This window comes from Peribacillus sp. NPDC097284 (genome assembly GCF_044761765.1).
In the GTDB taxonomy this organism is placed as follows: domain Bacteria; phylum Bacillota; class Bacilli; order Bacillales; family DSM-1321; genus Peribacillus.
This window is the reverse complement of record NZ_JBIWCZ010000009.1, coordinates 100,320-126,928: the sequence shown is the minus strand read 5'-3', so window position 1 is coordinate 126,928 and position 26,609 is coordinate 100,320. Positions and strand designations below refer to the sequence as shown.

General features: G+C 41.9%; 21 protein-coding genes, 15 tRNA genes, 1 rRNA gene and 1 pseudogene. 28 read left to right on the top strand and 10 right to left on the bottom strand.

The annotated features are described in order from the left end of the window. The 18 genes from rrf to ACIQXU_RS15990 all read left to right on the top strand — a co-directional run. Window positions 1–104 (top strand): 5S ribosomal RNA (gene rrf, locus ACIQXU_RS16075); the annotation flags it as partial. Between the two features lie 9 nt (window positions 105–113). Further along, window positions 114–188, top strand: a tRNA-Asn gene (locus tag ACIQXU_RS16070). Between the two features lie 4 nt (window positions 189–192). Beyond that, window positions 193–284: transfer RNA gene (locus ACIQXU_RS16065), tRNA-Ser, on the top strand. 10 nt (window positions 285–294) lie between these two features. Further along, window positions 295–369 (top strand) — tRNA-Glu (locus ACIQXU_RS16060). A 15-nt stretch (window positions 370–384) separates the two neighbouring features. Beyond that, window positions 385–460 (top strand) — tRNA-Val (locus ACIQXU_RS16055). 85 nt (window positions 461–545) lie between these two features. Next, window positions 546–619 (top strand) — tRNA-Met (locus tag ACIQXU_RS16050). Window positions 620–624: 5 nt separating this feature from the next. Next, window positions 625–700, top strand: a tRNA-Asp gene (locus ACIQXU_RS16045). 13 nt (window positions 701–713) lie between these two features. Then, window positions 714–789 (top strand) — tRNA-Phe (locus ACIQXU_RS16040). A 7-nt stretch (window positions 790–796) separates the two neighbouring features. Beyond that, window positions 797–872: transfer RNA gene (locus ACIQXU_RS16035), tRNA-Thr, on the top strand. A gap of 12 nt (window positions 873–884) precedes the next feature. Continuing rightward, window positions 885–968: transfer RNA gene (locus tag ACIQXU_RS16030), tRNA-Tyr, on the top strand. Window positions 969–974: 6 nt separating this feature from the next. Next, window positions 975–1,048 (top strand) — tRNA-Trp (locus ACIQXU_RS16025). Between the two features lie 14 nt (window positions 1,049–1,062). Continuing rightward, window positions 1,063–1,138 (top strand) — tRNA-His (locus tag ACIQXU_RS16020). Window positions 1,139–1,176: 38 nt separating this feature from the next. Continuing rightward, window positions 1,177–1,251 (top strand) — tRNA-Gln (locus ACIQXU_RS16015). A 3-nt stretch (window positions 1,252–1,254) separates the two neighbouring features. Further along, a tRNA-Gly gene (locus ACIQXU_RS16010) sits at window positions 1,255–1,329 on the top strand. A gap of 8 nt (window positions 1,330–1,337) precedes the next feature. Beyond that, window positions 1,338–1,411: transfer RNA gene (locus ACIQXU_RS16005), tRNA-Cys, on the top strand. A gap of 9 nt (window positions 1,412–1,420) precedes the next feature. Next, window positions 1,421–1,501 (top strand) — tRNA-Leu (locus tag ACIQXU_RS16000). A 421-nt stretch (window positions 1,502–1,922) separates the two neighbouring features. After that, window positions 1,923–2,747: a methyl-accepting chemotaxis protein gene (locus ACIQXU_RS15995; protein WP_402990773.1), complete on the top strand. Its 825-nt coding sequence runs from the start codon at window positions 1,923–1,925 to the stop codon at window positions 2,745–2,747. Window positions 2,748–3,060: 313 nt separating this feature from the next. Beyond that, complete coding sequence (locus tag ACIQXU_RS15990) at window positions 3,061–8,016, top strand: S8 family serine peptidase (RefSeq protein ID WP_402990769.1); 4,956 nt, start codon at window positions 3,061–3,063, stop codon at window positions 8,014–8,016. A gap of 188 nt (window positions 8,017–8,204) precedes the next feature. Here ACIQXU_RS15990 and ACIQXU_RS15985 read toward each other — a convergent pair whose 3' ends face one another. Both ACIQXU_RS15985 and ACIQXU_RS15980 read right to left on the bottom strand, forming a co-directional pair. Next, window positions 8,205–9,095 (bottom strand): TauD/TfdA dioxygenase family protein, encoded by an 891-nt coding sequence (locus ACIQXU_RS15985; RefSeq protein WP_402990766.1) that lies wholly within the window; start codon window positions 9,093–9,095, stop codon window positions 8,205–8,207. 608 nt (window positions 9,096–9,703) lie between these two features. Beyond that, on the bottom strand, window positions 9,704–10,861 hold the full coding sequence (locus ACIQXU_RS15980; protein WP_402990763.1) for an ATP-binding protein: 1,158 nt from the start codon (window positions 10,859–10,861) through the stop codon (window positions 9,704–9,706). A 359-nt stretch (window positions 10,862–11,220) separates the two neighbouring features. Here ACIQXU_RS15980 and ACIQXU_RS15975 point away from each other — a divergent pair, with 359 nt between their 5' ends. Both ACIQXU_RS15975 and ACIQXU_RS15970 read left to right on the top strand, forming a co-directional pair. Next, entirely contained in the window at window positions 11,221–12,360 is a 1,140-nt protein-coding gene (locus tag ACIQXU_RS15975; RefSeq protein WP_402867468.1) for a zinc-dependent alcohol dehydrogenase, read from the top strand. A gap of 299 nt (window positions 12,361–12,659) precedes the next feature. Next, window positions 12,660–13,118, top strand: a complete 459-nt coding sequence (locus ACIQXU_RS15970; RefSeq protein WP_402867469.1) for a hypothetical protein — start codon at window positions 12,660–12,662, stop codon at window positions 13,116–13,118. A 34-nt stretch (window positions 13,119–13,152) separates the two neighbouring features. Here ACIQXU_RS15970 and ACIQXU_RS15965 read toward each other — a convergent pair whose 3' ends face one another. Both ACIQXU_RS15965 and ACIQXU_RS15960 read right to left on the bottom strand, forming a co-directional pair. Beyond that, window positions 13,153–13,926, bottom strand: coding sequence for an STAS domain-containing protein (locus ACIQXU_RS15965; protein WP_402990761.1), 774 nt, complete (start codon window positions 13,924–13,926; stop codon window positions 13,153–13,155). A gap of 216 nt (window positions 13,927–14,142) precedes the next feature. Further along, the gene (locus ACIQXU_RS15960; protein ID WP_402990758.1) at window positions 14,143–14,826 is read right to left on the bottom strand and encodes a PdaC/SigV domain-containing protein; all 684 of its coding nucleotides are present in this window, start codon (window positions 14,824–14,826) and stop codon (window positions 14,143–14,145) included. Between the two features lie 246 nt (window positions 14,827–15,072). Between ACIQXU_RS15960 and ACIQXU_RS15955 the strand changes: the two genes are divergently transcribed. Further along, window positions 15,073–15,621, top strand: coding sequence for a histidine phosphatase family protein (locus ACIQXU_RS15955; RefSeq protein ID WP_402990755.1), 549 nt, complete (start codon window positions 15,073–15,075; stop codon window positions 15,619–15,621). A 202-nt stretch (window positions 15,622–15,823) separates the two neighbouring features. After that, window positions 15,824–16,612, top strand: coding sequence for an HAD family hydrolase (locus ACIQXU_RS15950; protein ID WP_402990752.1), 789 nt, complete (start codon window positions 15,824–15,826; stop codon window positions 16,610–16,612). A 33-nt stretch (window positions 16,613–16,645) separates the two neighbouring features. Here ACIQXU_RS15950 and ACIQXU_RS15945 read toward each other — a convergent pair. Further along, window positions 16,646–17,154: pseudogene (locus tag ACIQXU_RS15945) on the bottom strand (DUF3231 family protein). A 228-nt stretch (window positions 17,155–17,382) separates the two neighbouring features. Between ACIQXU_RS15945 and ACIQXU_RS15940 the strand changes: the two are divergent. Continuing rightward, window positions 17,383–17,988, top strand: coding sequence for a spore coat protein (locus ACIQXU_RS15940; RefSeq protein WP_402990792.1), 606 nt, complete (start codon window positions 17,383–17,385; stop codon window positions 17,986–17,988). 62 nt (window positions 17,989–18,050) lie between these two features. Here ACIQXU_RS15940 and ACIQXU_RS15935 read toward each other — a convergent pair whose 3' ends face one another. The 3 genes from ACIQXU_RS15935 to ACIQXU_RS15925 all read right to left on the bottom strand — a co-directional run bounded on the left by ACIQXU_RS15935 (window position 18,051) and on the right by ACIQXU_RS15925 (window position 19,808). Further along, window positions 18,051–18,416, bottom strand: coding sequence for a carboxymuconolactone decarboxylase family protein (locus ACIQXU_RS15935; RefSeq protein WP_402990749.1), 366 nt, complete (start codon window positions 18,414–18,416; stop codon window positions 18,051–18,053). 85 nt (window positions 18,417–18,501) lie between these two features. Further along, window positions 18,502–19,278 (bottom strand): cytochrome c oxidase assembly protein, encoded by a 777-nt coding sequence (locus tag ACIQXU_RS15930; RefSeq protein ID WP_402990746.1) that lies wholly within the window; start codon window positions 19,276–19,278, stop codon window positions 18,502–18,504. A gap of 14 nt (window positions 19,279–19,292) precedes the next feature. Continuing rightward, window positions 19,293–19,808, bottom strand: coding sequence for a DUF2243 domain-containing protein (locus ACIQXU_RS15925; RefSeq protein WP_402867476.1), 516 nt, complete (start codon window positions 19,806–19,808; stop codon window positions 19,293–19,295). 352 nt (window positions 19,809–20,160) lie between these two features. Between ACIQXU_RS15925 and ACIQXU_RS15920 the strand changes: the two genes are divergently transcribed. Continuing rightward, window positions 20,161–21,000: a manganese catalase gene (locus tag ACIQXU_RS15920; RefSeq protein WP_402867477.1), complete on the top strand. Its 840-nt coding sequence runs from the start codon at window positions 20,161–20,163 to the stop codon at window positions 20,998–21,000. Between the two features lie 177 nt (window positions 21,001–21,177). Then, complete coding sequence (locus ACIQXU_RS15915) at window positions 21,178–22,158, top strand: NAD(P)H-quinone oxidoreductase (RefSeq protein ID WP_402990743.1); 981 nt, start codon at window positions 21,178–21,180, stop codon at window positions 22,156–22,158. Between the two features lie 52 nt (window positions 22,159–22,210). Here ACIQXU_RS15915 and ACIQXU_RS15910 read toward each other — a convergent pair whose 3' ends face one another. Continuing rightward, window positions 22,211–22,876, bottom strand: a complete 666-nt coding sequence (locus ACIQXU_RS15910) for a TetR/AcrR family transcriptional regulator (protein WP_402990740.1) — start codon at window positions 22,874–22,876, stop codon at window positions 22,211–22,213. 224 nt (window positions 22,877–23,100) lie between these two features. Between ACIQXU_RS15910 and ACIQXU_RS15905 the strand changes: the two genes are divergently transcribed. Together ACIQXU_RS15905 and ACIQXU_RS15900 are read left to right on the top strand one after the other, a co-directional pair. After that, complete coding sequence (locus tag ACIQXU_RS15905) at window positions 23,101–24,570, top strand: aldehyde dehydrogenase family protein (RefSeq protein WP_402990789.1); 1,470 nt, start codon at window positions 23,101–23,103, stop codon at window positions 24,568–24,570. 191 nt (window positions 24,571–24,761) lie between these two features. Next, window positions 24,762–25,526, top strand: coding sequence for an arylamine N-acetyltransferase family protein (locus tag ACIQXU_RS15900; RefSeq protein ID WP_402867480.1), 765 nt, complete (start codon window positions 24,762–24,764; stop codon window positions 25,524–25,526). Between the two features lie 36 nt (window positions 25,527–25,562). Here ACIQXU_RS15900 and ACIQXU_RS15895 read toward each other — a convergent pair whose 3' ends face one another. Then, window positions 25,563–26,045: a tetratricopeptide repeat protein gene (locus ACIQXU_RS15895; RefSeq protein ID WP_402867481.1), complete on the bottom strand. Its 483-nt coding sequence runs from the start codon at window positions 26,043–26,045 to the stop codon at window positions 25,563–25,565. Between the two features lie 193 nt (window positions 26,046–26,238). Here ACIQXU_RS15895 and ACIQXU_RS15890 point away from each other — a divergent pair, with 193 nt between their 5' ends. Continuing rightward, a complete protein-coding gene (locus tag ACIQXU_RS15890; RefSeq protein WP_402867482.1) occupies window positions 26,239–26,472 on the top strand; it encodes a hypothetical protein in 234 nt (77 codons plus the stop codon). Window positions 26,473–26,609 lie beyond the last annotated feature (137 nt).

Sequence of the window (26,609 nt, the reverse complement as noted above, 5' to 3'; positions counted from 1 at the left end):
AGCGAAGAGGTCACACCCGTTCCCATTCCGAACACGGCAGTTAAGCTCTTCAGCGCCGATGGTAGTTGGGGGTTTCCCCCTGTGAGAGTAGGACGTCGCCAAGCTTGTATTGTTCCGCAGTAGCTCAGTGGTAGAGCATTCGGCTGTTAACCGAACGGTCGTAGGTTCGAGTCCTACCTGCGGAGCCATATTGGAGAGCTGTCCGAGTGGCCGAAGGAGCACGATTGGAAATCGTGTAGACGGGTAACCCTGTCTCAAGGGTTCAAATCCCTTGCTCTCCGCCATTTAATACCTGGCCCGTTGGTCAAGCGGTTAAGACACCGCCCTTTCACGGCGGTAACACGGGTTCGATTCCCGTACGGGTCACCATTTCGATAACTTATTGGAGGATTAGCTCAGCTGGGAGAGCATCTGCCTTACAAGCAGAGGGTCGGCGGTTCGATCCCGTCATCCTCCACCATTTCTTTTAAAAACCATCAAGTTGTTTCTTTATGAATGAAACGTTTAACACGAAAACTTGAGGCATATAGCAACATTATTATTATCGCGGGGTGGAGCAGTCCGGTAGCTCGTCGGGCTCATAACCCGAAGGTCGCAGGTTCAAATCCTGTCCCCGCAATCTATGGTCCCGTGGTGTAGCGGTTAACATGCCTGCCTGTCACGCAGGAGATCGCGGGTTCGATTCCCGTCGGGACCGCCATTTTTAATTGTTTGGCTCAGTAGCTCAGTCGGTAGAGCAAAGGACTGAAAATCCTTGTGTCGGCGGTTCGATTCCGTCCTGAGCCACCATAGTAGTGCCGGTGTAGCTCAACTGGTAGAGCAACTGACTTGTAATCAGTAGGTTGGGGGTTCAAGTCCTCTTGCCGGCACCATGTTTCATCCGTGGAGGGGTAGCGAAGTGGCTAAACGCGGCGGACTGTAAATCCGCTCCTTCGGGTTCGGCAGTTCGAATCTGCCCCCCTCCACCATCTTACAGGGGTATAGTTTAAAGGTAGAACAGAGGTCTCCAAAACCTCCGGTGTGGGTTCGAGTCCTACTACCCCTGCCAATTTTATTGTTATGGCGATTGTGGCGAAGTGGTTAACGCACCTGATTGTGGTTCAGGCATTCGTGGGTTCGATTCCCATCAGTCGCCCCATTTTCAATAAAATGATGGTATTATGAATATAACATTAATGGGCTATAGCCAAGCGGTAAGGCAACGGATTTTGATTCCGTCATGCGAAGGTTCGATCCCTTCTAGCCCAGCCATATGCGAAAGTAGTTCAGTGGTAGAATACAACCTTGCCAAGGTTGGGGTCGCGGGTTCGAATCCCGTCTTTCGCTCCAAAAATGTTGGCGGCATAGCCAAGCGGTAAGGCAGAGGTCTGCAAAACCTTTATCACCGGTTCAATTCCGGTTGCCGCCTCCAACAAATTTTGCCCGAGTGGTGGAATGGCAGACACGCTGCACTCAAAATGCAGTGCCGCAAGGCGTGCCGGTTCGACCCCGGCCTCGGGTATCATACGGTCGAAGATATTAAATACAAAAAGGATCTCAACTTAATTGTTGAGGTCCTTTTTGTATTTAATAAACATGAGATTTAGATTATACGTCAGAAAGGATGTGAAATATGTCCATTCTCCATTCAGGTTATGCAATTCTTTCTTCAATAACTTAAGACATTCCCCTTACTTGTTATTTACTATGGTGATTGGATTATCAAAAATTCGAACCATAATGTTTTTATATGTGTTTAACAAAGCGTTAAACGCAATGCTCTTAGTGAACGAAACTTATTGAAATAGGTTGAAACGCTAGGTGGTTTGCCCTGAAATTTTCTAATGACATGATTAATTTGAAAAATAAAGAGTTCAGTATAGGCGTTCTTACCCATTATCCTGTAATATTATTACTAAATGTAATAACAGGGGGTTTTTGATATGAGCATTTCTTTAAGGACTAACATAAGCACTCAAGTATTGGATGAAACATCCGTTTTAGCTGCACTGGAGTCAAATTTAGCAATGATAGAATTCAATCTAAATAGAGAAGTAATATGGGTAAATGAAAACTTTGCAATGACCTTGGGATATACAATTGGTGAAATGAAAAATATGCAGCATCATCAATTTTGTACAACGGAATTCAGGAATACCCGAGAATATGAATCATTATGGGTTACCCTCAAAAATGGAAAAAGGTTTCAAGAAAAAATTCAAAGGGTCGGTAAAACCGGGAATCTCCTATGGCTCGAAGCCACCTATATACCCATCCTAAATGAAGAAGGTAAGGTCCATGCTGTTCTTAAAATCGCAACAGATATTACAGAGCGTGAAAACAACACAATAAAAATCATTTCTCAGCTAAAAGATATGCCTGAAAAATTAGTGAATATCGTTGTTGAGAATTCCAATGAGAAAATTCAAGCAGTGGAGTCACTAAAAAAACAAACGGGTTTAATAAGTGATGTATCTAAAATCATACAAACCATCTCTTTCCAAACAAATGTATTGGCCTTAAATGCAGCGATCGAAGCAGCTCGAGTAGGGGAACAAGGTCGAGGTTTTAAAGTTGTTGCAGACGAAGTTAGAAGATTAGCAGGAAATGTTGATAAAGCCATAAAAAATATAAATTCCAATGTAGAAAATATTACTTTAGACGTAGAGAAGGTTAGTGAGATAACAGAAGATTTACAAAAAAAAATCATCGACACTCAATCCATATTCAATAAGACGATTGAAAAGTTAGAAGGGATGACTAAATAAATAAGAATGCTAGGCTATCCTAAGCTCAATATTCCTAATTTTTAAAAAATGGTGGATAAAGAGAAATCATTACTTGAAATTATAATGAAGGTATTGAAAATCTCTACAGATTGGCCCTCTTAGTATAGGGCTTTTTTTGTTTTCCAAGCTATGGGCTATATTATGGCATGGGGCTGAATAGTGAATCTAGGTATTAGGGATGATACTGCTAGATTTTTCGAAAAAAGCGTTGACAATGATAATCATTCTCGACTATGATGATTTGGTGTGGTCCACCACATATACGGTAATGAGTAGGGAGAGAGCTTATTTTATGAGACAGAAAAAAACTTGGCTTCAAACGATGGCGGCAATTACGCTTGCCACATCTGCAATTCTACCAGTCGGTTCAATAGCTTCTGCGGAGGAGGAATCCAATACAGAGACCGATCAATTAATAGTTAAATATAAAACGAATAAAGCCGCCTTATCAAAAAAACAAATGAAAAACATAGGCGTTGAAGATGTAGAAGAGGAAAATCAACTGGGGCTGTATGATGTAAAAGCTGAAGAAGCAAATACTGCCATTACAAAGCTTGAAAAGATGGATAACGTCGAATATGTTGAGAAAAATGTTACATATCAAACCGCTGAAACTATAGATGTAAATGATACATATTATAAAAACCAATGGAACTTAAGTGCCATCGATGCACAGGGCGCATGGGAAAACGTCAAGGATAATAGCAATCTAGTAAAAGTAGCTGTGCTTGATACAGGTGTTCAAGGTACTCATGAAGACTTAGCAGGCCGTGTACTAGAGGGGAAAACATTCGTAGAAGGATATGATGCAGCGTTTCAAGGGGATGACCAAGGTCATGGCACATTCGTATCCGGGATCATTGCCGCGAATGCTAATAATGGAAAAGGGATTTCAGGTATAGCAGGTGAGAAGAATGTCCAAATACTCCCTGTTAAGGTCATGAATAAATCAGGTGTCGGGGATGCCTTCAATATTGCACAAGGTATTGATTATGCAGTTGAGCAAGGTGCTGATGTCATCAATATGAGCATAAGCGGTGAATATAGCGAGACAATAGAAAAGGCCGTAAAGAATGCGGCGGACAAAGGTGTCGTCGTTGTAGCTGCTTCAGGTAACGGTGGCGGCAATGCAGATGCATCCTATCCTGCCGCTCTTCCGAATGTCTTATCGGTTGGTGCCATTGCTACAAAAGATCAAGTGTATGAGCGCTCGAATTATGGGAGCACGTTAGATATCGTGGCACCAGGCGTCAATGTTTTAAGTACATCATTACTTGGTGATTTAGGTACGGATGCAGGCCACTATTCCACTGGTTCTGGTACATCCTATGCTGCCCCGCATGTCGCTGCCGTTGCGGCGCTGTATAAGCTCAACCATCCAGAAGCGACTTCGAGTCAAGTCGAAGAAGCATTAACATCAACGGCAACTGATTTGAACGAAGAGGGCTGGGATGAGAAAACGGGCCATGGTAAGCTAAACGCGAAAGCCGCATTAGCGGATGATGTGGAAACTCCCGCATTAGCATTCGTCTTACCGAAAAAGAATGCGAATGTCGTTGGCACCACGACTGTACAAGTAGCGATTAATGATGCGAATACAAGTAAGACTATTTTCTATACAGATGAAGTAAAAGATGGAAATGTCATTGGGGAGGTAAAGACAGCGAGTCAAACCTCGGTGCAATTCAAATGGGATACGACTAAGGTGACAGACGGGTCACATCAAGTAACGGCCGTTGCACTCGATTCGAATGGTAAAGAACTATCCCGTACTCAAACATCGGTGAAGGTAGTGAATGCCCCGCAATCAGGCTACATGTTCACGGTTACGACACCAAGCGGTACGATTGCAAAAGGTGCATCCGTTAAACTGTATGAAAAAGTGGAACAAGAGGATGACACAAATGCTTATGGCTACAATGAATTGTGGACAGGCACGACAGATACGGAAGGAGCCGTTCGTGTACCGAGCCATGTGGGTACGGATTTGAAAAACTTACAAGTTGTTGTCCAAGGGAAATTCGATACGGCAAAAGGTAGCTCGTGGTTCATGTATTCACGTGAGGTGGCTTCATCAGGAACGATTACGTTAAAAAGTGAAAATACCGTACCAGTCGCATTGAATACGGTGGATGAAGAAGGAAAAGGTTTGCCAGGTGCACAATACTTCATCGCCATGAAAGATGCAAAGGATATGACATTAGGTTCAACGACAATGATTAATGAGGAAGGTGCGAAAGAGGCACCGACTGTCTATTTAGATAAGGGCGCATATAACATTTTCTCCTACCATAAGGCCGAGGGGAAAACGTACTTCCTATCAAATACAGCAGCCCAAGTAGGGAACGATACGAAGACTTTGAATTTTGACAGCCGTGAAGCTGGGGAAGTGGCCATTGATAATCGTGATAAGGGACTGGAAAATGGCGTGTTGTATTTATATAATGATGCCATTTCAGAAGCAATCGGTTCAGACGAAGTCATCACTGGTCAAAAATTCTTTGTCACACCGGGTGACTACGATTATATGGTTGATGCGGAAGTGAAGGATCCGGATGGCGGGGAAAACTGGGTTTACGTCCTTGCGAATGATAAAACAAAAGCCGTCATCAAAAAAAATAAAAAGACGGTGATTAAAGCCGGTGGTTCAATCGATATTACAAAATTTGAACCGGATCAAGAATCACTTAAAAATTACTACAAGCAACGGGGCTTAACGTACATTGAACGTCCTTATCCAAATATTGCGTATAAACTAGATAGAGCATTTTACACGAAGCAAACATTTGGTGATGATTACGGCAATAAATTAGCGGGCATGTACCGAGGCTCCCTATATTCAGAAGATGCTTTGTATAAAAAAGATGTGAATACAGGAAAAACCGTGACCACTGTGGATGACGAAGCACAAATCGAAACGATTAACTTCGGTGACATCTATTCGAAGTACAAAGTTATGAGACTATCTGATAATAAAGTGATGCTTGATAGCCATGCGAAAAACGCAACAAACCCAGCCAACCGCCAATATTATTTCTATTCTTTCTGGGTGACGAGCAGTTCGGACGTGACGGAAGGGAAATATGAAATTTCACTGACGTTGGATGAAAATCCTTTAGCGAAAAAGGGCTTATACAAGGCAATCCATATTGACATGCAGGATTCAGGCACGACGATGCAGGTGAAAAATGAAAAAGGAGATAATGTTCCATCATACATTACGATCAATCGTTTAGAGAAAACGGAAGATGGCGATTCGGAATGGGTTCAATCTCTGGGTCAGAATACGGATACGACGAAAAGTTTATCATTACCAAGCAATCTCGAATTAAGCGATGAAGAAAATGGTAACATGGCGATTATTCGTTATATGCAGCCATCAGGTGAATACTCGTATATATTCCGCCAGTTCACCAGTTTAGATGAATTAAAGAACATCTCCATTCCGGATAATATGCAAAAGGTTGCGGTGACGGCGATGGATGGGGACAAAAAGCTTGATGGTGTCTCTACAAGACTTTGGATGATTAAAAAGCCTGTTACAATAGGTGGTCAAACAACCTATGTAACGGCGAATAATTTACAAAATTATAAGTATGATTCAATTTATCTAGAACCAGGAAACTTCGTCATGGAAGGGAACTATGTTTCATTACCGGATGAAAACAACCAGAAGGCCAACTATTATTTCCTTGAACCAACAGTACAAGTGAAAGATGGCCAAACGAATACAGTGGTTTTCGATAAAGAGAAATTAGCCCAAGTGAAGGTCTCAGCTGACGCAACAGGCTACAGCGATGTACGAGGGGCCATTATTTATCCGTACAACGAATATAGTCAGTCCTTTATAAAAACATTACGCGTTGGTCATACCTTTTATGTACCGTCCAACTTAAAAATGGATTTACAAGTTCAACTAGGTCTTGGCGACAATGAATCAGCGAATATCATTTGGAACTACTTCCTATCAAAAGGTGAACAAACATTCCAAAAAGGGCAGAAAGTCCAGTGGCAGGTTGGAGGCGACTTCAAGGCTAATATTGCCCTCTCAAAAACTAAACTGCTACAGGGAGACAAGCTTTCCGGTCATACTTCCATCAAGGATGCATATGGGAATACCGTATCATCGGTATTAGTCAATCAGTCGACTGACTTCAGCATAGCCGACGATGCACTCATTGCCTATGAAAAACAAGCGAACGGCCAAATTGTTGAAAAAGCAGTGAAGAGCGACTATACGATTAGTCATGGTGGAACAACGGCTTCAGCATCAAGTGTCAAGCCTGTACTGCGCATTTACGATAAAGCGGATCATAAGGTATTCGAAGACGCCAGTCTGGATTATTACGGACATATCGATGATAAGGATGTATCATTGAAGGACGGTCAATATCGTGCAGAATTGGCACTGGCCGCAAGTCCTAAAGGACCAATCGCATCAGCGAAGAATACGGGTCTATTCCAAATCGGTAAAGATGCGGAGATCGTAGCACCGGTTCCGGGCATCAAAGAGGAAGTAAAGGTACCGACTATCTCACCGGTCACCGACCAAACAACCGTGGTCAAAGGAAAAACGACGCCTAATGCGGTTGTGACCTTAAAAAATGGTAAAAAGAATATCAAATCCGCAAAATCGGATAAAAATGGGCAATACACAATGAAGATTTCCAAGCAAAAAGCGGGTACAAAGTTATCTCTTTCTGCGACACTAAAAGGCTATACGGCTAGTAAGGTAAAAACGATTACCGTGCTCGACCGCACCGCGCCAACCGTTAAGCCCATTACAGTGACAGATAAAACGACTGCTGTCACGATCGTTACCGAAAAAAATGTGACGATGACATTCACTGCAAAAGGAATGACGTATACAAAGCCTGTTTATAAAAATGGAAAGTATACATTAAAAATCGCCAAACTCCCTGCCAAGACGAAATGGACATTGATCGTCAAGGACAAAGCCGGGAATAAAACGAAGAAAATAGGCGTTGTATTAGATCGAACTGCTCCAAAAGCAGCGACTGTAGAAAAAGTGACAACGGCAACTACTATCGCGAAGGGAAAAGCTGAGAAAAAAGCCACGGTCACCATATATAAAGGAAAAGAAAAAGTAGCATCGGGTAAAGTCAATGCGAAAGGCACATTCTCAATCAAGGTGCCAAAGCAAAAAGCCAATACGACATTGCATGTTGTCGTCCAGGATGCAGCGAAGAATAAGTCAAAAGTGGCGAAAGTTAAAGTTGGGAAATAACTACGAACCAACCTCCGATATAGGAATATCGGAGGTTGGTTTTTTTTAGCTCTAAATGATTTGGGGTTAACAAACAATTCAGGGATAGAAAAATAATCGGATTTAATGTCTTACAATTCAAATGAAGATCATGGAGTCCTATCAACATACTGAGAAGAAACAAATATCTGGGAGGCTCGTACTATCACTTATTTCTTATTAATTAACTTACTGGCTTCGCCTTGCTGATTTACGGGAATATCTTTTCCGACTGTGACACGGCGTACGACGCGTTGGTCTTCGTAGTCTGCTATTGCGTAATGTTGAGTGGCCAAGTTATCCCAGATTACGACATCCCCTTCAGTCCACTGCCAGCGTACGGTGTTTTCCAAGCGCGTGACGTAAGAATCAAAGATGCTTAGTAGTCTTTCGGATTCGCTTGTGGAATAGCCTTCAATCCTGCCTGCAAATCCTCCTAGTAACAGATGTTTTTTACCTGTTTCGGAGTGCACATGAACTACGGGATGTCTTGTTTTATAAACGGTCGATGCAAATACGGCACGATAGTTCTTTTTCACTTCATCATCAATCGTTTCACTTGGTTTGAATTGTGCATAATCATATTCATTTGTATGAATACCCCATGCTTCATCTGCAAGCTTTTGCAAACCTACCGGAAGGTCTTCGTATGCTTGATTCGTATTCGCCCAAACCGTGTCTCCACCCACATTTGGAATGGTGACGCCTCTTAGAATGGAGTATTTGGGAACTTCGGGAACGAACGTGACGTCAGTATGCCAATGGTTGGCTTTGGCACCTTGTTTGGAATCGAGCTCGAAGATATAGTTGGTATTGTCTTTTACGGGTACGGTTGGATGAGCGTAGGGTTCACCCAATAGACTGGAAAATGCTTCTTGGCCTGCATCGTCTAAGTGGTGTTGCCCTCTGAAGAAAATCACTTTATGCTCGTTCAGTGCATGTTTGATTTCGTTAAAAATAGCCGGGTCCAGGTCTCCGTTTAATTGAACACCTTGAATCTCCGCTCCGATTCTTCCTGCTACTGGTACCACTTTCACTTGTTTTGTCTTAACTTCAGTCATACTATATTCCTCCTCTATTTTTGAAATGAATGTCTCCTTGATATAACTTTATAAACTAAAAATATGATAAAGTGGGGGACCACTGGAAAAAATCACTACGCTCTATCGCTGCATGATGTTTCAGAAAAATCCACTTTGAAAAATTTCTTTTTTCTTTCCAATAACAAGAAGTCCCGCTTTTTTAGATAGGTTGATTTTCTAGTGAGGTTTCACTGACATTTACAATACATCCCGCTAATACTAATCGAGAGACCTTTTTAACTGGTACCATTCCTTCAATAAGTCCCCTCCTTGTTTTAAATTACACTTTACCTACTCGAATAGTCGACTTTTAAGACGTAAGAAACAAAAAAGAGATCCAACAAAGAGTTTCCTCTTGTTGAATCTCTGGTAGACCAGTTGATTCCGAACGTCTAACTATATGGTCTATTCTGGAAATTGGTTTGTGTATGAATGCATCTTACCAATGATTAGATGAGTTTGTCAATAACTTTTATATTATTCTTATAGTTTTAGTTGGAATAAAAGGCAAGATCATTTTAACGTCCAATAGAAAAGGATGACCTTATGAAGAGGGTCACCCTTTTTTACCTTTAGTATCAATACACTCATCCCTTATATACAGGGAAATAAATAATAAAGGAAGTTCCTTTATTCACTTGGCTTTCAACGACGATTTTCCCCTTGTACTTTTGGGCAATGGTATAGCAGACTGTCAGACCGATACCGGTTCCTCTATCTTTCAGTGAATAAAAGGGGGTGCCGATTATTTCAAGCTGTTCTTTGGATAGACCGACGCCTGTGTCGGTTATTTTGATTTTTGCCATGTCTCGTTCCTGACTGGTCTCGACGATGATAAATCCTGGATTGTTCATGGATTCAATGCCATTTTTCATAATGTTGACCAGTAGTTGCTTGAGCTCAATGGGATTGATCTTTATGATTAAATCTTCCTTGAATCGTAGTTGGAATCCTATATTACGATTGTTTGCAAAGCTGGTCAAAAGGTCAGAGGTCTTCTGGATTTCCTGATTCAGCTGGATGACCTCAATATTATCGGTATGGGGTTTTGCCAATGATAGATAGTCATTGATAATGACCTGTGTGAATTCCAGTTCGGTAAGCATCGTTTGTACGTAGAATTTTTCCGTTTTGCTCAATTCCTTTTCTTGATCCAATAGCTGGGCAAATCCCTTTACGACCGTAATTGGGTTTCGAATCTCGTGGGCGATGGTGGCAGCAAGCTGACCGACCGAATCCAATTGCTTGGCTTGTTGTAATTCGGTATGAAAGGCATTTATGGAATTCATCCTGTTGTTCGTACTGATGAACACAAAGGTCAAGATGATCTGGATTGCGATGAAATTCAAGATATTTCCGAAACTATCAAGAGAGACGTACTTATATGTATATTGTAAATCTGTATGAGAAATAAGATGGATGGAAATTGGACCAAGTATGGCATTTGATGCAGCTACAATGTAAAATCCGATTTTATCAAATAAAAATATGGGGATTAAGGGTGCCATGGCAAACATGGCCATCATGATGGCGGTATCTGGATACAACCAGAATTTCAGGTAAAGGTAAATCGTCATGAGAAGAATGAAAATCGTTTTCCATTTGTTTTCGTCTTTTTTTATGAAAAAAAACAAAGAGAGTATGATGCTGGATATCAGGATAACTTGTATAGACATATCGATAGGGTCATGTTTCCAGCTTATTGGCGATACGGAAATGCCCACCACTAGTAATAAAGACAACACAATCATGAAACTCTTAAGAATGAATCGTTGTTGGTTTTGAAAATACTGATGGTTTTTTAACATACATCACCTTATTCTAAAAATTCTATTTAATTAATAGTAATCTTTTCCTGGTTCTTTGTAAATCAGAAAAGATAAGGTGTGTGTTCAGCTTTTGATTTCCTGTCTATTACTAGAGTATGAAAGGCAGGTCTGTAAGGAAGTTGTTAGGCGGCAATAGGAATAGGTAGGAATGTATGCCCTGATTGAATCGTGGAAGTTTTTTTTTACAAAATTTTCTTTGAAAATTTGCAAATGGGGACATATTAGTAAGATGGACGGGTATAAAAAAGTAATAAGAATCCATTAGGAGGTTGAATATGAAGGCGGTAACTTTTCAAGGTGCAAAGGATATAAAAGTAAAAGAAGTGGAGGATCCGAAATTACAGCAGAAGGATGATATCATCGTACGGGTGACATCGACGGCGATTTGTGGGTCCGATCTTCATATTTATCAGGGAGCGCTCCCGACACATAAGGATTACGTCATTGGCCATGAGCCGATGGGAATCGTGGAGGAAGTCGGACCGGAAGTCACGAAGGTAAAGAAAGGGGACAGGGTCGTCCTTCCTTTCAATATTTCGTGTGGACATTGTTATTATTGTGAACATGATATGGAAAGCCAATGTGATAATTCGAACCGTAATGAAGAAATCGATACGGGTGGATATTTCGGCTTTACGGAACGTTATGGGAACTATCCAGGCGGACAGGCTGAATATTTGCGGGTACCATACGGAAACTTCATGCCATTCGTGATCCCGGAGTCGTGTGAACTAGAGGATGAGGCGCTTCTGTTCATGTCGGACGTGCTCCCGACCGCTTATTGGAGTGTGGAGAATGCGGGTGTGAAGGAAGGCAGCACGGTCGCCATTCTAGGGTGTGGACCAATCGGTTTGATGGCCCAGAAGTTTGCCTGGATGAAAGGCGCCAAGCGTGTGATTGCCATCGATAACCTTCCCTACAGGCTGAACCGGGCAAAACAGATGAACAAGGTGGAGACGTATAATTTCGATGAGTATAATAATATGGGTGCCTATATTAAGGAAATCACTTCAGGCGGAGTGGATATCGTCATTGACTGCGTCGGAATGGACGGAAAAAAATCAACCATTGAAGCCATCGAGCAAAAACTCAAGCTTCAGGGCGGAACATTAAGTGCCATAGAGATTGCGATGAACTCAGTCAAGAAATTCGGTACGATTCAACTGACTGGCGTTTACGGATCCAAATATAATATGTTCCCGCTTGGTAATTTATTCGAACGGAACATTAACCTGAAAATGGGACAAGCCCCGGTCATTCACTACATGCCGATGCTTTTTGATAAAATTACAAAAGGTGAGTTCGATCCGACAGAAATCATCTCACATAAAGTCCCGCTCGACCAAGCGAGTGCCGCTTATCAAATATTTAACGACCATGAAGATGAATGCATCAAAGTCGTGTTAAAACCATAAAAATGCTTCATGCATGCCAAAAGCCAATGCGTCTATCCATTGGCTTTTTTTGTGCAGAGGATGAAAATACGAGTATACGAGGTCCGGTTATTCCAGTATGGTCGATATGGGAAATGGACATTTTCGTATGTTGTCTGGCAGATTGGGGCCAGGTGAGGAAGAGACTATCAACATTCACTTTTATGCTAAAGAGAAAAATGTACTGTTATTAAGAAAGAATCGCTTCGAAGGGAGATTGAATAGACGCGTCAGGGGGAGAAAATGTTATATAATAATAGCAAAAGTAAGGGGGAAAGTGAATGATAGTGAATACTGTAGCAGAATTGTGTGCAGAAGTTGAGAAGGTGTACCAGCCGTTACATGTTACATTAACGATTGACATCCTAGATAAGAGATTCGGTCCTGTAAAGGCGGAAGCGGAGATTACCGTTTGCCCCGTTGAATCCAAGGGGTATTTCGAGATCCTGGTCGAGGAACTTGAATCGGAGCATATCTATGCTGCTGAAAATGGGTCCATTTATGGCAGCTTTGGCATTGACCAAAGTATCCAGGTTTATGATGAGGTATTGAACACGGTTCCATTCGATGCATTAATCGGAACGGGAAACTGGAAAGAAAAGATGGATTCATATTTGGCGGAAGATACATTAAAGAGTCAACTTGAAACCGTGCTGAAGAATTACCAGTTCAGCGATATGAGCGGGAAATATAAATTCAGAAAAATATGCACGATAACGGACTTTCACCTTGAAAAGTGAACAAAATAATAGAGAAGGCGATGTCGCCTTCTCTTTATTCTTTAATTAATTTAAATCCATTGGTATCCAAGATATATTGAATGCCTTGCCTAAAGGAATTGAAGGGACGAAAATCGATATCTATCCGAGTTCGGAGAATCGACTGAGCAAGTTTTGGTCCGATGCCGACCACGACGGGTTCCACACCCATTAAGGACAGGGCCTTGAATATTTTATTGATACCATCCAATTCGAACATATCAAAGTCATGTTTAAACGAAGTGAAATCCAGGATGATATACTCGATTTGGTGATCTCTACAATAGTTCAGGATTTTAGATTGAATCGTTTCTAAACGGTCGGGCGTCATTTTTCCTATGATAGGCACTAAAGCCGTTGAATCGTGGACGGTTGGGATTATCGGTGTATCGATTTCCATAAGCAGTTTTTTGCCTTCCTTGATCGTTTCCTCATATTCCGTTACATCTTGCCATGAGAGGATAAAGCCTGTTCGCTTTCCACTTTCATTCAGTATTTCATCCACCATGATATTGGCACTGAATTTTTTGAAAAGAACGATTTGTGCCGAGTGTGGAAAAGGACCATCCCGAAGTATTTTTTCCTGTCGCTCCCCGTGAAAGGTACTGACGTTTAGTCCAATGAAATCATCGGGATTTGTTATTCTCACATAGGGACCGATGGTTACTAAAAGATCCCTCGCATATTGGTTAAACCAAACAATGGTATGGTCGGAATCCGTTAAAAAGATGTTTTCTTCTATTTTATCCAACAGTTGGTACGTGTTGACATTATTTAATATATCTGACATGGAAATACCCCTTTATGCGATTTCTTATGATGCTCGCTCGCCAAAAATCGTAACAGATTGAGATGGATCTGTCTATTCTTTATCATATGTTAGCGAGAATGAATAAAGGGTAGTAAAAAGGCATAGGAGTTAAAGCCAACCCCCATGCCAAACTACATCATTTATAAACCAACCCCGGGATTTTACGGATGGATTTCCGGAAGAATAGGGAGCTACTTAGTATTCCTGGAAAATTAGATAAATTCCGTCTTTAGCGTAATAAAACTGGGAATGTTTGTTTACGGGAACATCACTTTGTTTATCGACAAAAAAGTCTTCATGTTTGCTCATGTATTTGTAAGCGTACTTCTGTACTTTCTTATATTTCTGTTTCGATGTGAGGATGTCGGCAATTTTCATTTGCTTGCCGGAAGATATCTTGAAATTATATGATGTTACAGCGCCGATTCCGTGTGCCCCGCCCTCATATACATAATTGTAGAGCAAGATACTTAGATTTCCGTCTTGGTTGTACTTCACTTTATATTGGGTCGCATACATATAGTTACACGTTTTCCCATTGCACCACTCTTCATTTTTATCTTCCTTATCCGCTTGTTTCACTTTTAAATAGGATGTATAAGCTTCTTTGGCATGTTTAGTGAATGTTCGGTTGATTTTTTCCTGGGCTGTTTTACTTTTTAGTCCGGATACTTGAGGATACGATAAGTCACTGATACTTTTATACTTCTTCTTGGTAATCTTCACGGGGCTGAACGCAAAATATTTAGTAGATACATAGGATTTTTTGTCTTTGTAACGAATTTCCGACCATCCCGATTTGGTTCTGGAATAGACGGTCACGGATTTTCCTTTCTTTAGGGAGCCCACTTTTTTATAGTTGGTCCAAGGACCGATCACTGTTCTTCGTATGGACCGTTGCGTTTTCGGTAGTGGCTGCGGAAACAGATCTACCTGTTAGCAGGAAGTAAGAGAAGGATTGATAGAGTCAGAATGAGTGCGAGGGCGACCTTAGAGAAGGTTTTGGTTGTCATGTGTGATTCTCCTTATGTAATAATTTCAGAGTCTTCATTATATAAGGGCTTTAATCAATTAGATAGTGTTTTTTATATAACAATTATTTCAAAAGATAATGAGGGGAATAGGATGAAAATTGGACTTGTACGACATTTTAAGGTCAATCATGATTTTCCAACCGGAAAGTATGTGACGGCCGATTTCATGGACCAATGGTTCAAGGATTATGATGAAGCGGATATTGTTTATGGGGAAACTCCACTATTGGATGTGGAGTGGAAGGCTTGCTACACAAGCGATATGTCGAGGGCAGTGAAGACGGCCGAGCATATTTATCCCGATAAAATCATTCAAATGAAGGAACTGCGTGAAATTCCTTCGCCCCCTCTTAAAGGGAAAGTGAAACTGCCCTTCATTCTATGGGCCATCTGGATTCGGTGCTCCTCATTCTTGAACAAGCAAACGAGACTGGAAATCAAGAAAGCTGAAAAGCGGATCAATCAAGCACTGGATCAAATCTTGGCAAATGGGGAGCAAGATACCCTGATCGTGAGTCATGCGGCTCTCATGGTGTATATAAGGAAAGAGTTGATCCGAAGGGGGTTCTCTGGTCCGAAGTATGCAGTCGCCAGCAATGGGAGGTTATATATGTTCGAAAAGGTCCCCTTTCCTAAATAAGTGAAAAATAGTTTGTAAGGGGCCACAATGATAGTGGTATGGGTGGTTTGTATCCGTGTAAGTAATGCGAAAATCTTTTTATTATTCCAGAAAAAGATGTAGGTAATTTCCCCAATAGTTATTCTTTTTCCAACCGTTGTGGTTTATTATTGTAATAGTGCAATTTTTTCGAATATAACGAATGGAAAAGAGGGTGAACGTCTTGGTGAAAGCTATATTTTTTGATTTGGATGATACATTACTCTGGGATCAGAAAAGTGTGAAAGAAGCTTTTGTAGCAACATGTGAAGTGGCAAAGGCGAAGTATGACGTGAATATTGGCGAGTTTGAGGAAGCGGTGCGCAAGGAAGCACGTGAGCTTTATTCTTCTTATGATACATACGAGTTTACGAAAATGATTGGAATCAATCCTTTCGAAGGGCTTTGGGGAGATTTTCAGGATGACCATGATGAGTTCCGGAAAATGGCCAAGATTGTGCCGACATACCGGAAAGAGGCATGGACCAGAGGGTTGAAGGCCCTAGGTATTGATGATCAGGCATTCGGGGCGGAACTTGCAGAACGCTTTCCGGCTGAGAGACGGAAAAAGCCGTTCATCTATGAAGAGTCCTTCCGCGTGTTGGATGAGTTAAAAGGAAAGTACAAATTGTTATTGCTGACGAATGGTTCACCCCAGCTTCAAAATACGAAGCTTGAAATCACGCCTGAACTTGTCCCATATTTTGATCAGATTGTCATTTCCGGTGCGTTTGGACGCGGAAAACCGGATGCTTCCATTTTTGAGCATGCACTTGAACTCATGAATCTTGATAAGGATGAAGTGCTCATGGTCGGTGATAATTTAATGACGGATATTCTTGGTGCCACACGTGCCGGCATTCAGTCGGTATGGATCAATCGTCATGACAAGGAACGGAATGAAGTCATCCCTTCCTATGAAATCAAACATCTAGAAGAACTATATCCCATTCTTGAGGGGTTAAAAGAATAAAACAGAAATCCCCCTTTATCTGGGGGATTCATTTTATTTCGTTTTATTAAAATGGAGGGGTGGCGGGACCAACCATCCTTTTTTCTTGTTCAAATGAAGGAAATTGGCACCCATAGCTGCATGTTCAGTATGGAATTGTTCGAACATCCCTGCAATGTCCTCCCGTATGGATTGGGCTATCATATTGCTGCAAGCTATTAAACCGGCGGCAATATCCATGGATATGGAAGCGGCGATTTCCGGGTCCTGAAAGCGGGCGCCAACGGGGATTTCTTCAATATCGACTTTTGATCGATCAGGTGGCGTTGGAGGTAATCCGATACCATTTTCCTTTCAATAGTGCCTCCACTTTGGCGATTTCCTGTTTCCCTCTTTCGATTTTTTCTTCAATCAATTTACGCAGATCTTCATCACCAGCATGGTTGAGCAAGGTTTGATGACAAGCGATACAAGCCCTTTGTGGTTGCTAAATAGGTCCACGTTCCAAATACTTCTCCGTAGTGCATCGGTTCTTCTTTTGGATTTCCACTTAATATTCCCATCGTCAACCTCCTTATGAAATAGGCAATCATACTGTAATGTACTCTGTTTCCACACCGTTATTCATCGCAACGAAGAACGATATATCCATGAGAAATTTGGTCAATGGAAGGGAACAGGCATGAATATTCCCTATCGGTTTACCCATACTAATATTGGTTCCAACATCATACAAGGAGGGGATGTAAGTGCAAAATCAAAATCAACAACAGGGTCAAACACATCAAAATATGCAAACAGGCGCGGTACCTCCGCAAATGAATCATGGTGGTCATGAACTATTTGATGCACACGAAGTGCTAGCGGGGACGATTAGTGTTTTGGATACCTATATGTTGCTCCGTCAACATGTACAGGACCCAGAATTATTGGATATCCTTGATCGTCAATATCAGTTCATCCAACAGGAATATAATACTTCCTTAGAGGCTTTCCAGACGGGGCAAAAACCTTCCGTCCCAACCCAAACCTACAATATGAATCAAGGCAATGATTTTATTTATGGCCTAAAACCATCGAAGCCGAAGAAACCTTACCAATCGGTGTCAGAGATTAATGATCAAGGAATTTCGGGCTTGATGCTAGGGGCTTTGAAATCCAGTGCAACGTTAAAAGCCATGTCCGCACTTGAGATGACAAATCCAGTACTGCGTCGGGTCATCGCTGATTCCGTTCCGAATTGCATAGAGATGGCCTATGAGATTTCGCTTTATCAAAACAAACATCATTATTACCAAGTACCACAGCTTCAACAGCAGGATATGCAACAAATGATAAACTCATTTGCTCCTGCAAGCGGGAATCCAGCCAATACCAACAACAATATGACCCATTGATCGGACCATAATCATTAAAGAAGGCGAGCATGCATGATGCTCGCCTTACATGGTTTCGATTGTTATTGTTTGAGCTGGTTCAAATCATCAATGCATGTTTGGATGAGCGTGACCGCTTGGCTCATCGCTGCACCACCACCAAATGCAACGGTTACTCCTATTGTTTCAAGTATTTCCTGTTCCGAGCAACCTTGATCGAGGCAGCCTTTCGTATGATAGATAATGCAATATTCATCCTGGGAATATAAGCTTATCCCTAAAGCTATCAGTTGTTTCTGCTTCTTCGATAAGGTGCCTTCTTTAAAACATTCTTCCGTTAAAGAATTGAACTTTGTTGCAAGTTCAGGCATCTTTTCCGTAAAAGAGCCAATTCCAGCTTTATATTCATGAAGAGTGGCTTCTGTCGTATTCTTCGTTTCATATTCCAAGTTCCATTCAGCTCCATCCCTAATATTCTTTTCCTAGAAATTAGTATGAGCCAAATAGGGATGATTAAACATAAAACCATAGGGATTAAAATTCAGTATTTAGTGCCGAACGGGGTCTGGCGGTTTTATACCATTGAAAGCAAAGCAGACCAATGAGTACGAGGTCGATCGCATCCCCGGCATAGTACATGAGCATGGCTCCGGATTCCGCCTGGTTAGACATGACCCCGATTGGAGGTTTTGCATAGATGTACTTGGATAGGATTCCATGACCGGCTAAAGCAAGGACGAAGATAATGCATCGGAATACGAAACTGAACCGGTGCGGGGCCGGATCGATATAAACCATGGAAGCCGTGAAAAGATAGCCGGCAAGGAATACATGGATATGCACCAACAGATAGAGAGAGGCATGTTGGTGCATGGCCGCATACAATTCCGTCGTATAAAGCACCCAAAGCCCTCCGATATTCAAGGTGGATGCTGTGATGGGGTTACTCAAAATGCGCACTGGCCAGGTTTTCAACAGACGTGAAAGTCGCCTTGCGTGAGGTACTTTTAATGTGCGGAGCAGAAGAGTCATGGGTGCTGCAAGGACCATCAGCAGTGGAGCAAGCATGCCAAGGAGCAAATGGCTGACCATATGTGCGGTGAAATTCATATGACCCCGGTCTGCTATGGGTCCAATCACTGAAGCGGCAGCACAAGTCACTCCGAACACCCAAAAGAACATTCGGTAAAGTGGCCACTTTTTATGCTTCCGGTTGGAAAGGATCATCGCTGCTATATATAGGACCAAAATGATGACGAGTAGAATCACCAGAGAGAGTCCGGAAGCAGGCCCACTCGTGATATGGTGCATATGTTCATCCTTTGTCATGATGATTTAGATTCTTTCGCTCTTATTATCGTGCTTCGTCTTGTTCGATAGATAAGGTAGACACCGACTACAATCAATGCCGCAGCAATTATATTCCAAATCATATCGTACGGGAGGATATCCACATCATAACGAATTTGATGCAGCCTCATCAGCTTATGTTGAATGGTCCCGTCATATAATTGGAAGCCACCAGCCCCTAGAAACACACCGCCTTGCCATCTTTTCAACCATAAGGCATTCCGTCTGCGAAGGTCAGCGAACATGAATAAAGAACCGATGGTCGCAAACCAGCTCAAAGCATGAAATAAACCATCAGAAACGAGTCCGATATTGGTCGTCGACTTATCATAAAAATGATGCCAATGCAGGAGTTGATGAAAAACCATTTCATCTATGAAGGCGACAAGGCCAATGCCGAATAAGATGCCCGACCAAAGATTGCGGGACGAATGGATATAGCGATTTTCCGACATGGATTTATTTTTATGGTGCCGTGGTCTAACGTCCATATATGTATCCTCCTTCAATGAATCGTAGGTATACTAAACCGTGAATCCTCTCAGTTTTTTTGAAACTATAAGTCCCCCTACAGTTAAGTATCTTCCATATATTGATAATATCAATTGTTTCTACTATACCACCCGAAGGACAAAATGAACCTCTTATTCAACCAGTATTCACAAATTTTTTTGTGAAGATTTTTGTGGTTTTGGGGCAGGAAATCCGGGTAATAAAATAAACGTGACAGTAATTAGTAACCTTCCATTCGGAAAAAGGAAGGGACGATGTCAACCTAACAGCAAAGAAAGATTCATAAAATAGCACGGATGAAAACTCTAGAAAATTAAAGGAGGAATCATTATGTTTCGTCATCAAAAAGAATTGCAATTTGAAGTAAAACCAGATCGTCCGGATCCTATGCTTGCCCGTCAAATCCAAGAGGTATTGGGTGGACAGTTCGGGGAAATGACAGTCATGATGCAATATTTATTCCAAGGCTTTAACTGTCGTGGAGAAGAAAAGTATAAGGACATGTTGATGGACATTGGTACGGAGGAAATTGGACACGTTGAAATGCTTTGTTCCTTGATTAGTCAATTGCTGGATGGAGCTTCACCCGAAGATCAAGCAGAAGCAGCCAAAGACCCGGTAACAGCAGCCATCATGGGCGGCATCAATCCACAGCATCTGCTTGTAAGCGGACTTGGAGGACTGCCAACGAACTCAAATGGTGTTCCTTGGAACGGTTCCTACATCGTAGCAAGTGGTAATTTATTAGCGGACATGCGTTCAAACCTGCATGCTGAGAGTCAAGGACGTCTGCAGGTAGCGCGTTTGTACCATATGACAAAAGATGAGGGTGTACGTGCGACCTTCCGTAAAATGCTTGCACGCGACCGTTATCACCAATATCAATGGATGGCGGCCATTGCAGAGTTAGAAGAGAAAAATGGTGTAGTCGTGCCGGCTTCCTTCCCACCTGAAGCCGAATTGGAATCACAGAAGGAAGCCTATGAATTCTGGAACCTTTCAGAAGGACAAGAATCAGCAGAAGGTCTATGGGCGACAGGAAGCGCTCCGGATGGAACAGGAGATTTTGTCTATGTAGCCGAGCCCGTTGCAAAAGGTCAAATCCCTAATCCAAAGGTTCCCGCTACTCAATTGCATCATGATCTGGATGGTAAGGCCGTATTGAAATAAGACCTTTTAATTATCAGGTTTTGTAACCTGTCCCTTGGGGGGCAGGTTTTTTCTGATTAGGAAGCAAGGGAATCATGCTTATTTTAACGCTTTCCTAGTTTTGACATTCAATGATTTGCCTGATGCTTTTATTTAGAGTAGCATATAGCTCACAAAAAGGACTGGGGGAGATTATAAATGAAAGCAGTGACAGTGAAGCAACCTGGAGGTGCGGATCAATTAGAATTTGAGGAATTTTCCATTCCACGTATAGGTCCTGGTGATTTGTTGATCAAGGTGCAGGCCTCTGCAATCAACAGAACGGATATCATAGCCAGGGAAGGAAAAGCAGGATACATGACCAATCCCATTTTAGGCATCGAAGTGGCCGGTGAAGTAGTGGAAGCAGCACCTGGAACTCGTATCGATTTAGGAACAAGGGTAATGGGACTCGTTAATGGTGGGGGATATGCAGAATACGCCGTCATGCCCGCGGACCGGGCAATGTTGGTACCGGAAAACCTGACATTTGAAGAAGCTGCAGCCATTCCCGAAGTATTTCTGACAGCTTATCAAACTCTGTTCTGGTTAGGACAAATAAAAGATCAGGATACCGTGTTGATTCATGCCGGAGGAAGCGGAGTCGGTACGGCCGCTATCCAATTGGCTAAACAAATGACCCAAGCAAAGATCATCACAACCGCCGGTTCGGAAGAAAAACTGGAGTTTTGCCAATCCCTTGGGGCGGATGTATGCATCAATTATAAAAAACAATCGTTCGACGAAGAAGTACTGAAGGCTACTGATAATAAAGGCGTGGATGTAATTCTTGATTTCGTCGGTGCTTCATACTGGGAGAAAAATCTTAGAAGTATAGCCACGGATGGACGCTGGGTGTTAATCGGCATCCTGGGCGGAACCGTGGTGAATCAAGTGAACCTGATGGATCTGCTGCTTAAGAGGGTCCATTTGAAGGGTACCTTATTGACTCCAAGAAGCGATGCGTATAAAAAAGAGCTGACAGAAGAATTCGTCCAAAAAGCGATGCCGTTATTCAAACAAGGAAAAATCAGGGCGATAGTGGATCGAGCCTTCCCGTTTGAAGGCGTCCAAGAGGCCCACCGACATATGGAACAGAATAAGAATACAGGGAAAATAGTCATGAAGGTACATGAATAGAAGCAAAGGGGCTGACCAGGAGTTTTCTTGGTCAGCCCCTTTTTCATGATCATCAGAATGTCGATGCAAGCTTTTGAAGGATGCGTTCGATCACTTCATGGATCTGTTCATCCACTTCGCCGTCAATTGCCTCAGGTTTTAGCACTTGTACTGTCTTCGCTTGATAATGATCATAAAGGACATGCTTCAAGGAAAGTCCTTCTTTTAATAAAAAGGAGGAGTCCGTCATGACTTTCAGTGCAGCTTCATCCTGAATGATCAGGATTGTGGGATTCAGCTCATGGAAAATTCCATCTGCCATTCCCTGTGAATAGAACGAGTGGACGGTAGCCAGCCGTTCTTTTCTCGCCTCCATCTTTCTTGAATAGAGTGCGGGACAGCCAATCTTTAAGTCACTCATGAATATGTCAGAGGCATAAAGCGCCGATAAGACCGTTTGCTCATACACCTTTTGAAGCCGGATCTGATACGATAAGGACTCATCGGCAATCATCTGATCGGCTTCATGGATGTAGGCAAGGTAGTATTCGATCACTTCTAAAAGGATTTCTTCTTTTGAGGAAAAGTAATTATATAAAGAAGCCCGGCTTATATTCATCAATTTGGCCATATCTGAAATGGTCAGGGATAGGAACCCTTTCGTACGTACCACGTTCATGATTCTTTTTACATAGGATTTTCTCAATAATTGTTTTTCTTCAGGTGCGATTTTTCGCAAAAACGACACCCCCTTCAATACGAAAATTATATCATACTCCCATTTTCCATGCCTTGAGGCGGATAAGTTTACAAAAAGACGTAAGAGGTTTAAAGTATGAATATAAACACTTTAGACACTATCTATCTATTTTGTCTAAAGTGTTGGGCGGTTGCTTAAGCACATGAACAATCCCCTCGAAGTGAATGACACAATAGATACATGTAAAGGAGAAAACATAAATGATGAATATAGATTTTACTCGTATGTATATAGATGGAGAATGGCAAACAGGGAATAGTGACAAGTCGATGACGAACGTCAATCCTTTTACAGGTGAAGAACTTTTCACCATCCAGGCCGCTACAAAAGAAGATCTGAACAGGGCCTATGAAGCAGCAAGCCTTGCACAGGAAAAGTGGGCTAACGAACTTCCGCAAGTTAAACGGGCAGTGTTGGAAAAAGCCATCCTTGTCATGCAGGATAATAAGGACCTGATCACCGAGTGGATCATTAAAGAATCAGGAAGTACCTTCATGAAGGCTCAGTCTGAATTCCAAGCTTCCCTCAACATCTTGAAAGAGGCTACCACTTATCCATATCGCATGGAGGGGAAAATCCTTCCTTCACAAGTACCAGGAAAAGAAAATCGTGTGTACCGAAATCCATTAGGCGTAATCGGCATCATTAGCCCATGGAATTTCCCTTTCCATCTGGCGATTCGATCTATAGCCCCGGCACTAGCTACCGGAAATGCGGTCGTCATCAAACCTGCTACAGATACACCGGTCACTGGCGGTTTGATCTTTGCCAGCATTTTTGAAGCGGCAGGCCTTCCAAAAGGCTTGTTGAATGTCATTGTCGGGCGCGGATCTGAAATCGGTGATGATATCGTTACCCATCCGACCCCACGCCTGATTTCCTTTACGGGCTCCACGGAAGTGGGTAGGCATATTGGAGAGCTTGCAGGTCGGGGACTTAAGAAAACAGCATTGGAATTGGGCGGAAATAATGCCTTCATCGTGCTTGATGACGCAAATATCGAGCAAGCCGTCGATTCCGCATTATTCGGGAAATTCTATCACCAAGGACAAATCTGTATGGCAATCAATCGGATTTTTGTCCATAAAGACATTTATGACGAATTTGCTGAACGATTCACCCAACTTGCAGGAAAACTTAAATACGGAAATCCTGCGAATGAGGATACCAATGTAGGACCGCTCATCAACCGAGATCAGGTCGATCGTATCTTAAAAGATATAGAAGGAAGCGTTGAGCAAGGAGCCAAGATTCGCTTGGGCGGACAAGCAAATGGCAATGTTCTTCAGCCGACCGTGATCACTGGAGTGACAAATACGATGCCACTTGCTGAGAACGAAATCTTTGGACCGGTTGCCATCTTGATACCTTTTGAAAATGATGAAGACGTAATCCAAATGGTCAATGCGTATCCATACGGCCTAAGCGGATCCGTTCATTCTTCAAATCTTGAACGTGGCACACAAGTCGCTCATAAAATCCACACGGGCATGATTCATGTTAATGATCAATCCGTTAACGATGAGCCACACATGCCTTTCGGAGGAGAAAAAGACTCAGGTCTTGGCCGCTTCAATGGAGAATGGGTACTTGAAGAATTCACGACGTTAAAATGGCTGTCCGTTCAACATAACAGCCGTAATTATGGTCCATTCATCAATAGATTGAAATGAATGGGATAAACCGAAAACATCCAAAGAGAACGTTCTTTGGATGTTTTTTGCACGTATACATTTTTAGAATGATTAAAGGAATCAAAGTATGAATATTCATATTTAATATTTTTCGATTTCACGGGGGATATGATAAGGTACAAGACATATACCACACATCTTATCAAAACATTGAATAAGGAGAGTCGAACATGGGACAAATCAATGAATTGTTTCGAAAAAGAATTGGAATTTCGGAAAGTGAAAAAGTAACGTTTGGAAATATTCCCAATATACTTGAGAAAACGGCCAACACGATTCCCTTTGAAAACTCATCGGTCCTTGCCAAACAATCAAGTGATATCTCCGAAGAAAACATTATGGAGAAAGTCCTGATGAGGAATGAGGGGGGCGTTTGCTATGAACTGAATGCGGCCCTCTATTTTTTCTTCCTCGAAAATGGATTGGAGGTCTCCTTGGTTCGCGGAGTGATATACAACCAAGGATGGTCGATAACCGGAAGAACACATGTAGCCATACTATTAATGCATGAAGGTGAACCCTATTTAGTGGATACGGGTTTTGGAGGCAACTTACCATTAAGGCCAGTACCGTTAAACGGGGAAACCGTTCATTCTAACAATGGGGAATTCCGGGTGAAACGGATGGATACCGATCATGGCAATCATATCCTGGAACTGAAGCTGAAGCATAAAGATCCTGAATGGAGAATAGGATATGCCTTTGATACGGCACATCCTGTAGAACATATGAGGGAATTGAATGAGGTACAAACCATCATCAGGCAACATCCGAATTCACCTTTTAACAAAAGCCGACTGATCACACGACTTACCGACAATGGGAGTATCACGTTGACGGAAACCTCCTTTACCCGATGGGCAGACGGGAAAGTAGAAAAAGAGGAAGTCGATGAGAAACGTTTTAAAGAGATACTGAACCAATACTTCGGATAATGATGCAAATGGTGATAGGCTAACATGACCTGCGTATCACCATGTCTGATTTAATTTGTCACTATAAAAAACGATGGCTTCTTTATACTGTAATATGGATTCGTCAGATGTCGTTTCGACTAAAGTGTTTAGAAGGACTGCCATCGCTTTTTCATATTGCTTTAAATTATATAAGGTCATGGAATAAAAAACTTTTATTTGCTCAGAGTCTGGGAATAATAATAGCGCCTCTTCAAAAAGGTTCTGTGCCTCTACATATCTTCCTATTGATCGATAAGTACTTCCCAATCCTAAATAGGCTCCTTCTAAGTCTTTAGGAGGGAGTCCTAATTGAATGGCTTTTTCGTAATGAGGGACTGCCTCAGTTTCCAATCCCAAATTATCGTAGCACCAAGCCATTTGATACTGAAATATGGCATGGTCAGGTTCTTTATTTATTAATGTTTTCATTACGTTTTTAGCATCTTCAAATCTTCTCGCTTTTCGATATGTGAAAACTTTCATCAGTAAATCATTCATAGTAAAAATCCTCCTGCCTCAGGTTGATTTTGTATAAATTGAAATATGACCATTTATATCAAACTCCATAAAAACCCGCAAGAGAAAAAGAGACCAGGAATAAACGTTTTTATTTTTATATTCACCATATAAGCAGGACTATCATGTATCTCTGTCGAATAAAGTACGTTAGGTGAAAAGAGGATGATGAAAAATGAGTAAAGAGAAATATAAGTTTTATTATGTAAATGGAGTAACGGAAGAGTTAGAGGCAAATGAGCCATTAACTGATCATGCGAGCATCATTAACTTGCAGTTAATTCAGAATGCGACGTGGCTTCAAGTCGGCGGCAAACATATAAATTTGGCAAATGTCATTAGTATTGAGTTTGTTGGGGAACAAGATAGACTGAAACAAGACCCAATCCAGTATAGACCCAATAAATAAAGCGCAAATGTTTTTATTATGGAGTGAAAACTTTACGAAAAAGAATAATCCAGGGATGGTCATTTATGATCGTCCTTTTTCTTATGGGGATGAATTCTGGAAGAAGGGACAAGGCATATAGGTATCTACCCGTCTAG

Bases quoted from the DNA above. Each gene is read 5' to 3' on its own strand.
- ACIQXU_RS15995 (WP_402990773.1), top strand. From the start codon at position 1,923: ATGAGCATTTCTTTAAGGACTAACATAAGCACTCAAGTATTGGATGAA.
- ACIQXU_RS15990 (WP_402990769.1), top strand. From the start codon at position 3,061: ATGAGACAGAAAAAAACTTGGCTTCAAACGATGGCGGCAATTACGCTT.
- ACIQXU_RS15985 (WP_402990766.1), bottom strand. From the start codon at position 9,095: ATGACTGAAGTTAAGACAAAACAAGTGAAAGTGGTACCAGTAGCAGGA.
- ACIQXU_RS15975 (WP_402867468.1), top strand. From the start codon at position 11,221: ATGAAGGCGGTAACTTTTCAAGGTGCAAAGGATATAAAAGTAAAAGAA.
- ACIQXU_RS15970 (WP_402867469.1), top strand. From the start codon at position 12,660: ATGATAGTGAATACTGTAGCAGAATTGTGTGCAGAAGTTGAGAAGGTG.
- ACIQXU_RS15965 (WP_402990761.1), bottom strand. From the start codon at position 13,926: ATGTCAGATATATTAAATAATGTCAACACGTACCAACTGTTGGATAAA.
- ACIQXU_RS15955 (WP_402990755.1), top strand. From the start codon at position 15,073: ATGAAAATTGGACTTGTACGACATTTTAAGGTCAATCATGATTTTCCA.
- ACIQXU_RS15940 (WP_402990792.1), top strand. From the start codon at position 17,383: ATGCAAACAGGCGCGGTACCTCCGCAAATGAATCATGGTGGTCATGAA.
- ACIQXU_RS15930 (WP_402990746.1), bottom strand. From the start codon at position 19,278: ATGCACCATATCACGAGTGGGCCTGCTTCCGGACTCTCTCTGGTGATT.
- ACIQXU_RS15925 (WP_402867476.1), bottom strand. From the start codon at position 19,808: ATGGACGTTAGACCACGGCACCATAAAAATAAATCCATGTCGGAAAAT.
- ACIQXU_RS15920 (WP_402867477.1), top strand. From the start codon at position 20,161: ATGTTTCGTCATCAAAAAGAATTGCAATTTGAAGTAAAACCAGATCGT.
- ACIQXU_RS15915 (WP_402990743.1), top strand. From the start codon at position 21,178: ATGAAAGCAGTGACAGTGAAGCAACCTGGAGGTGCGGATCAATTAGAA.
- ACIQXU_RS15905 (WP_402990789.1), top strand. From the start codon at position 23,101: ATGAATATAGATTTTACTCGTATGTATATAGATGGAGAATGGCAAACA.
- ACIQXU_RS15900 (WP_402867480.1), top strand. From the start codon at position 24,762: ATGGGACAAATCAATGAATTGTTTCGAAAAAGAATTGGAATTTCGGAA.
- ACIQXU_RS15895 (WP_402867481.1), bottom strand. From the start codon at position 26,045: ATGAATGATTTACTGATGAAAGTTTTCACATATCGAAAAGCGAGAAGA.
- ACIQXU_RS15890 (WP_402867482.1), top strand. From the start codon at position 26,239: ATGAGTAAAGAGAAATATAAGTTTTATTATGTAAATGGAGTAACGGAA.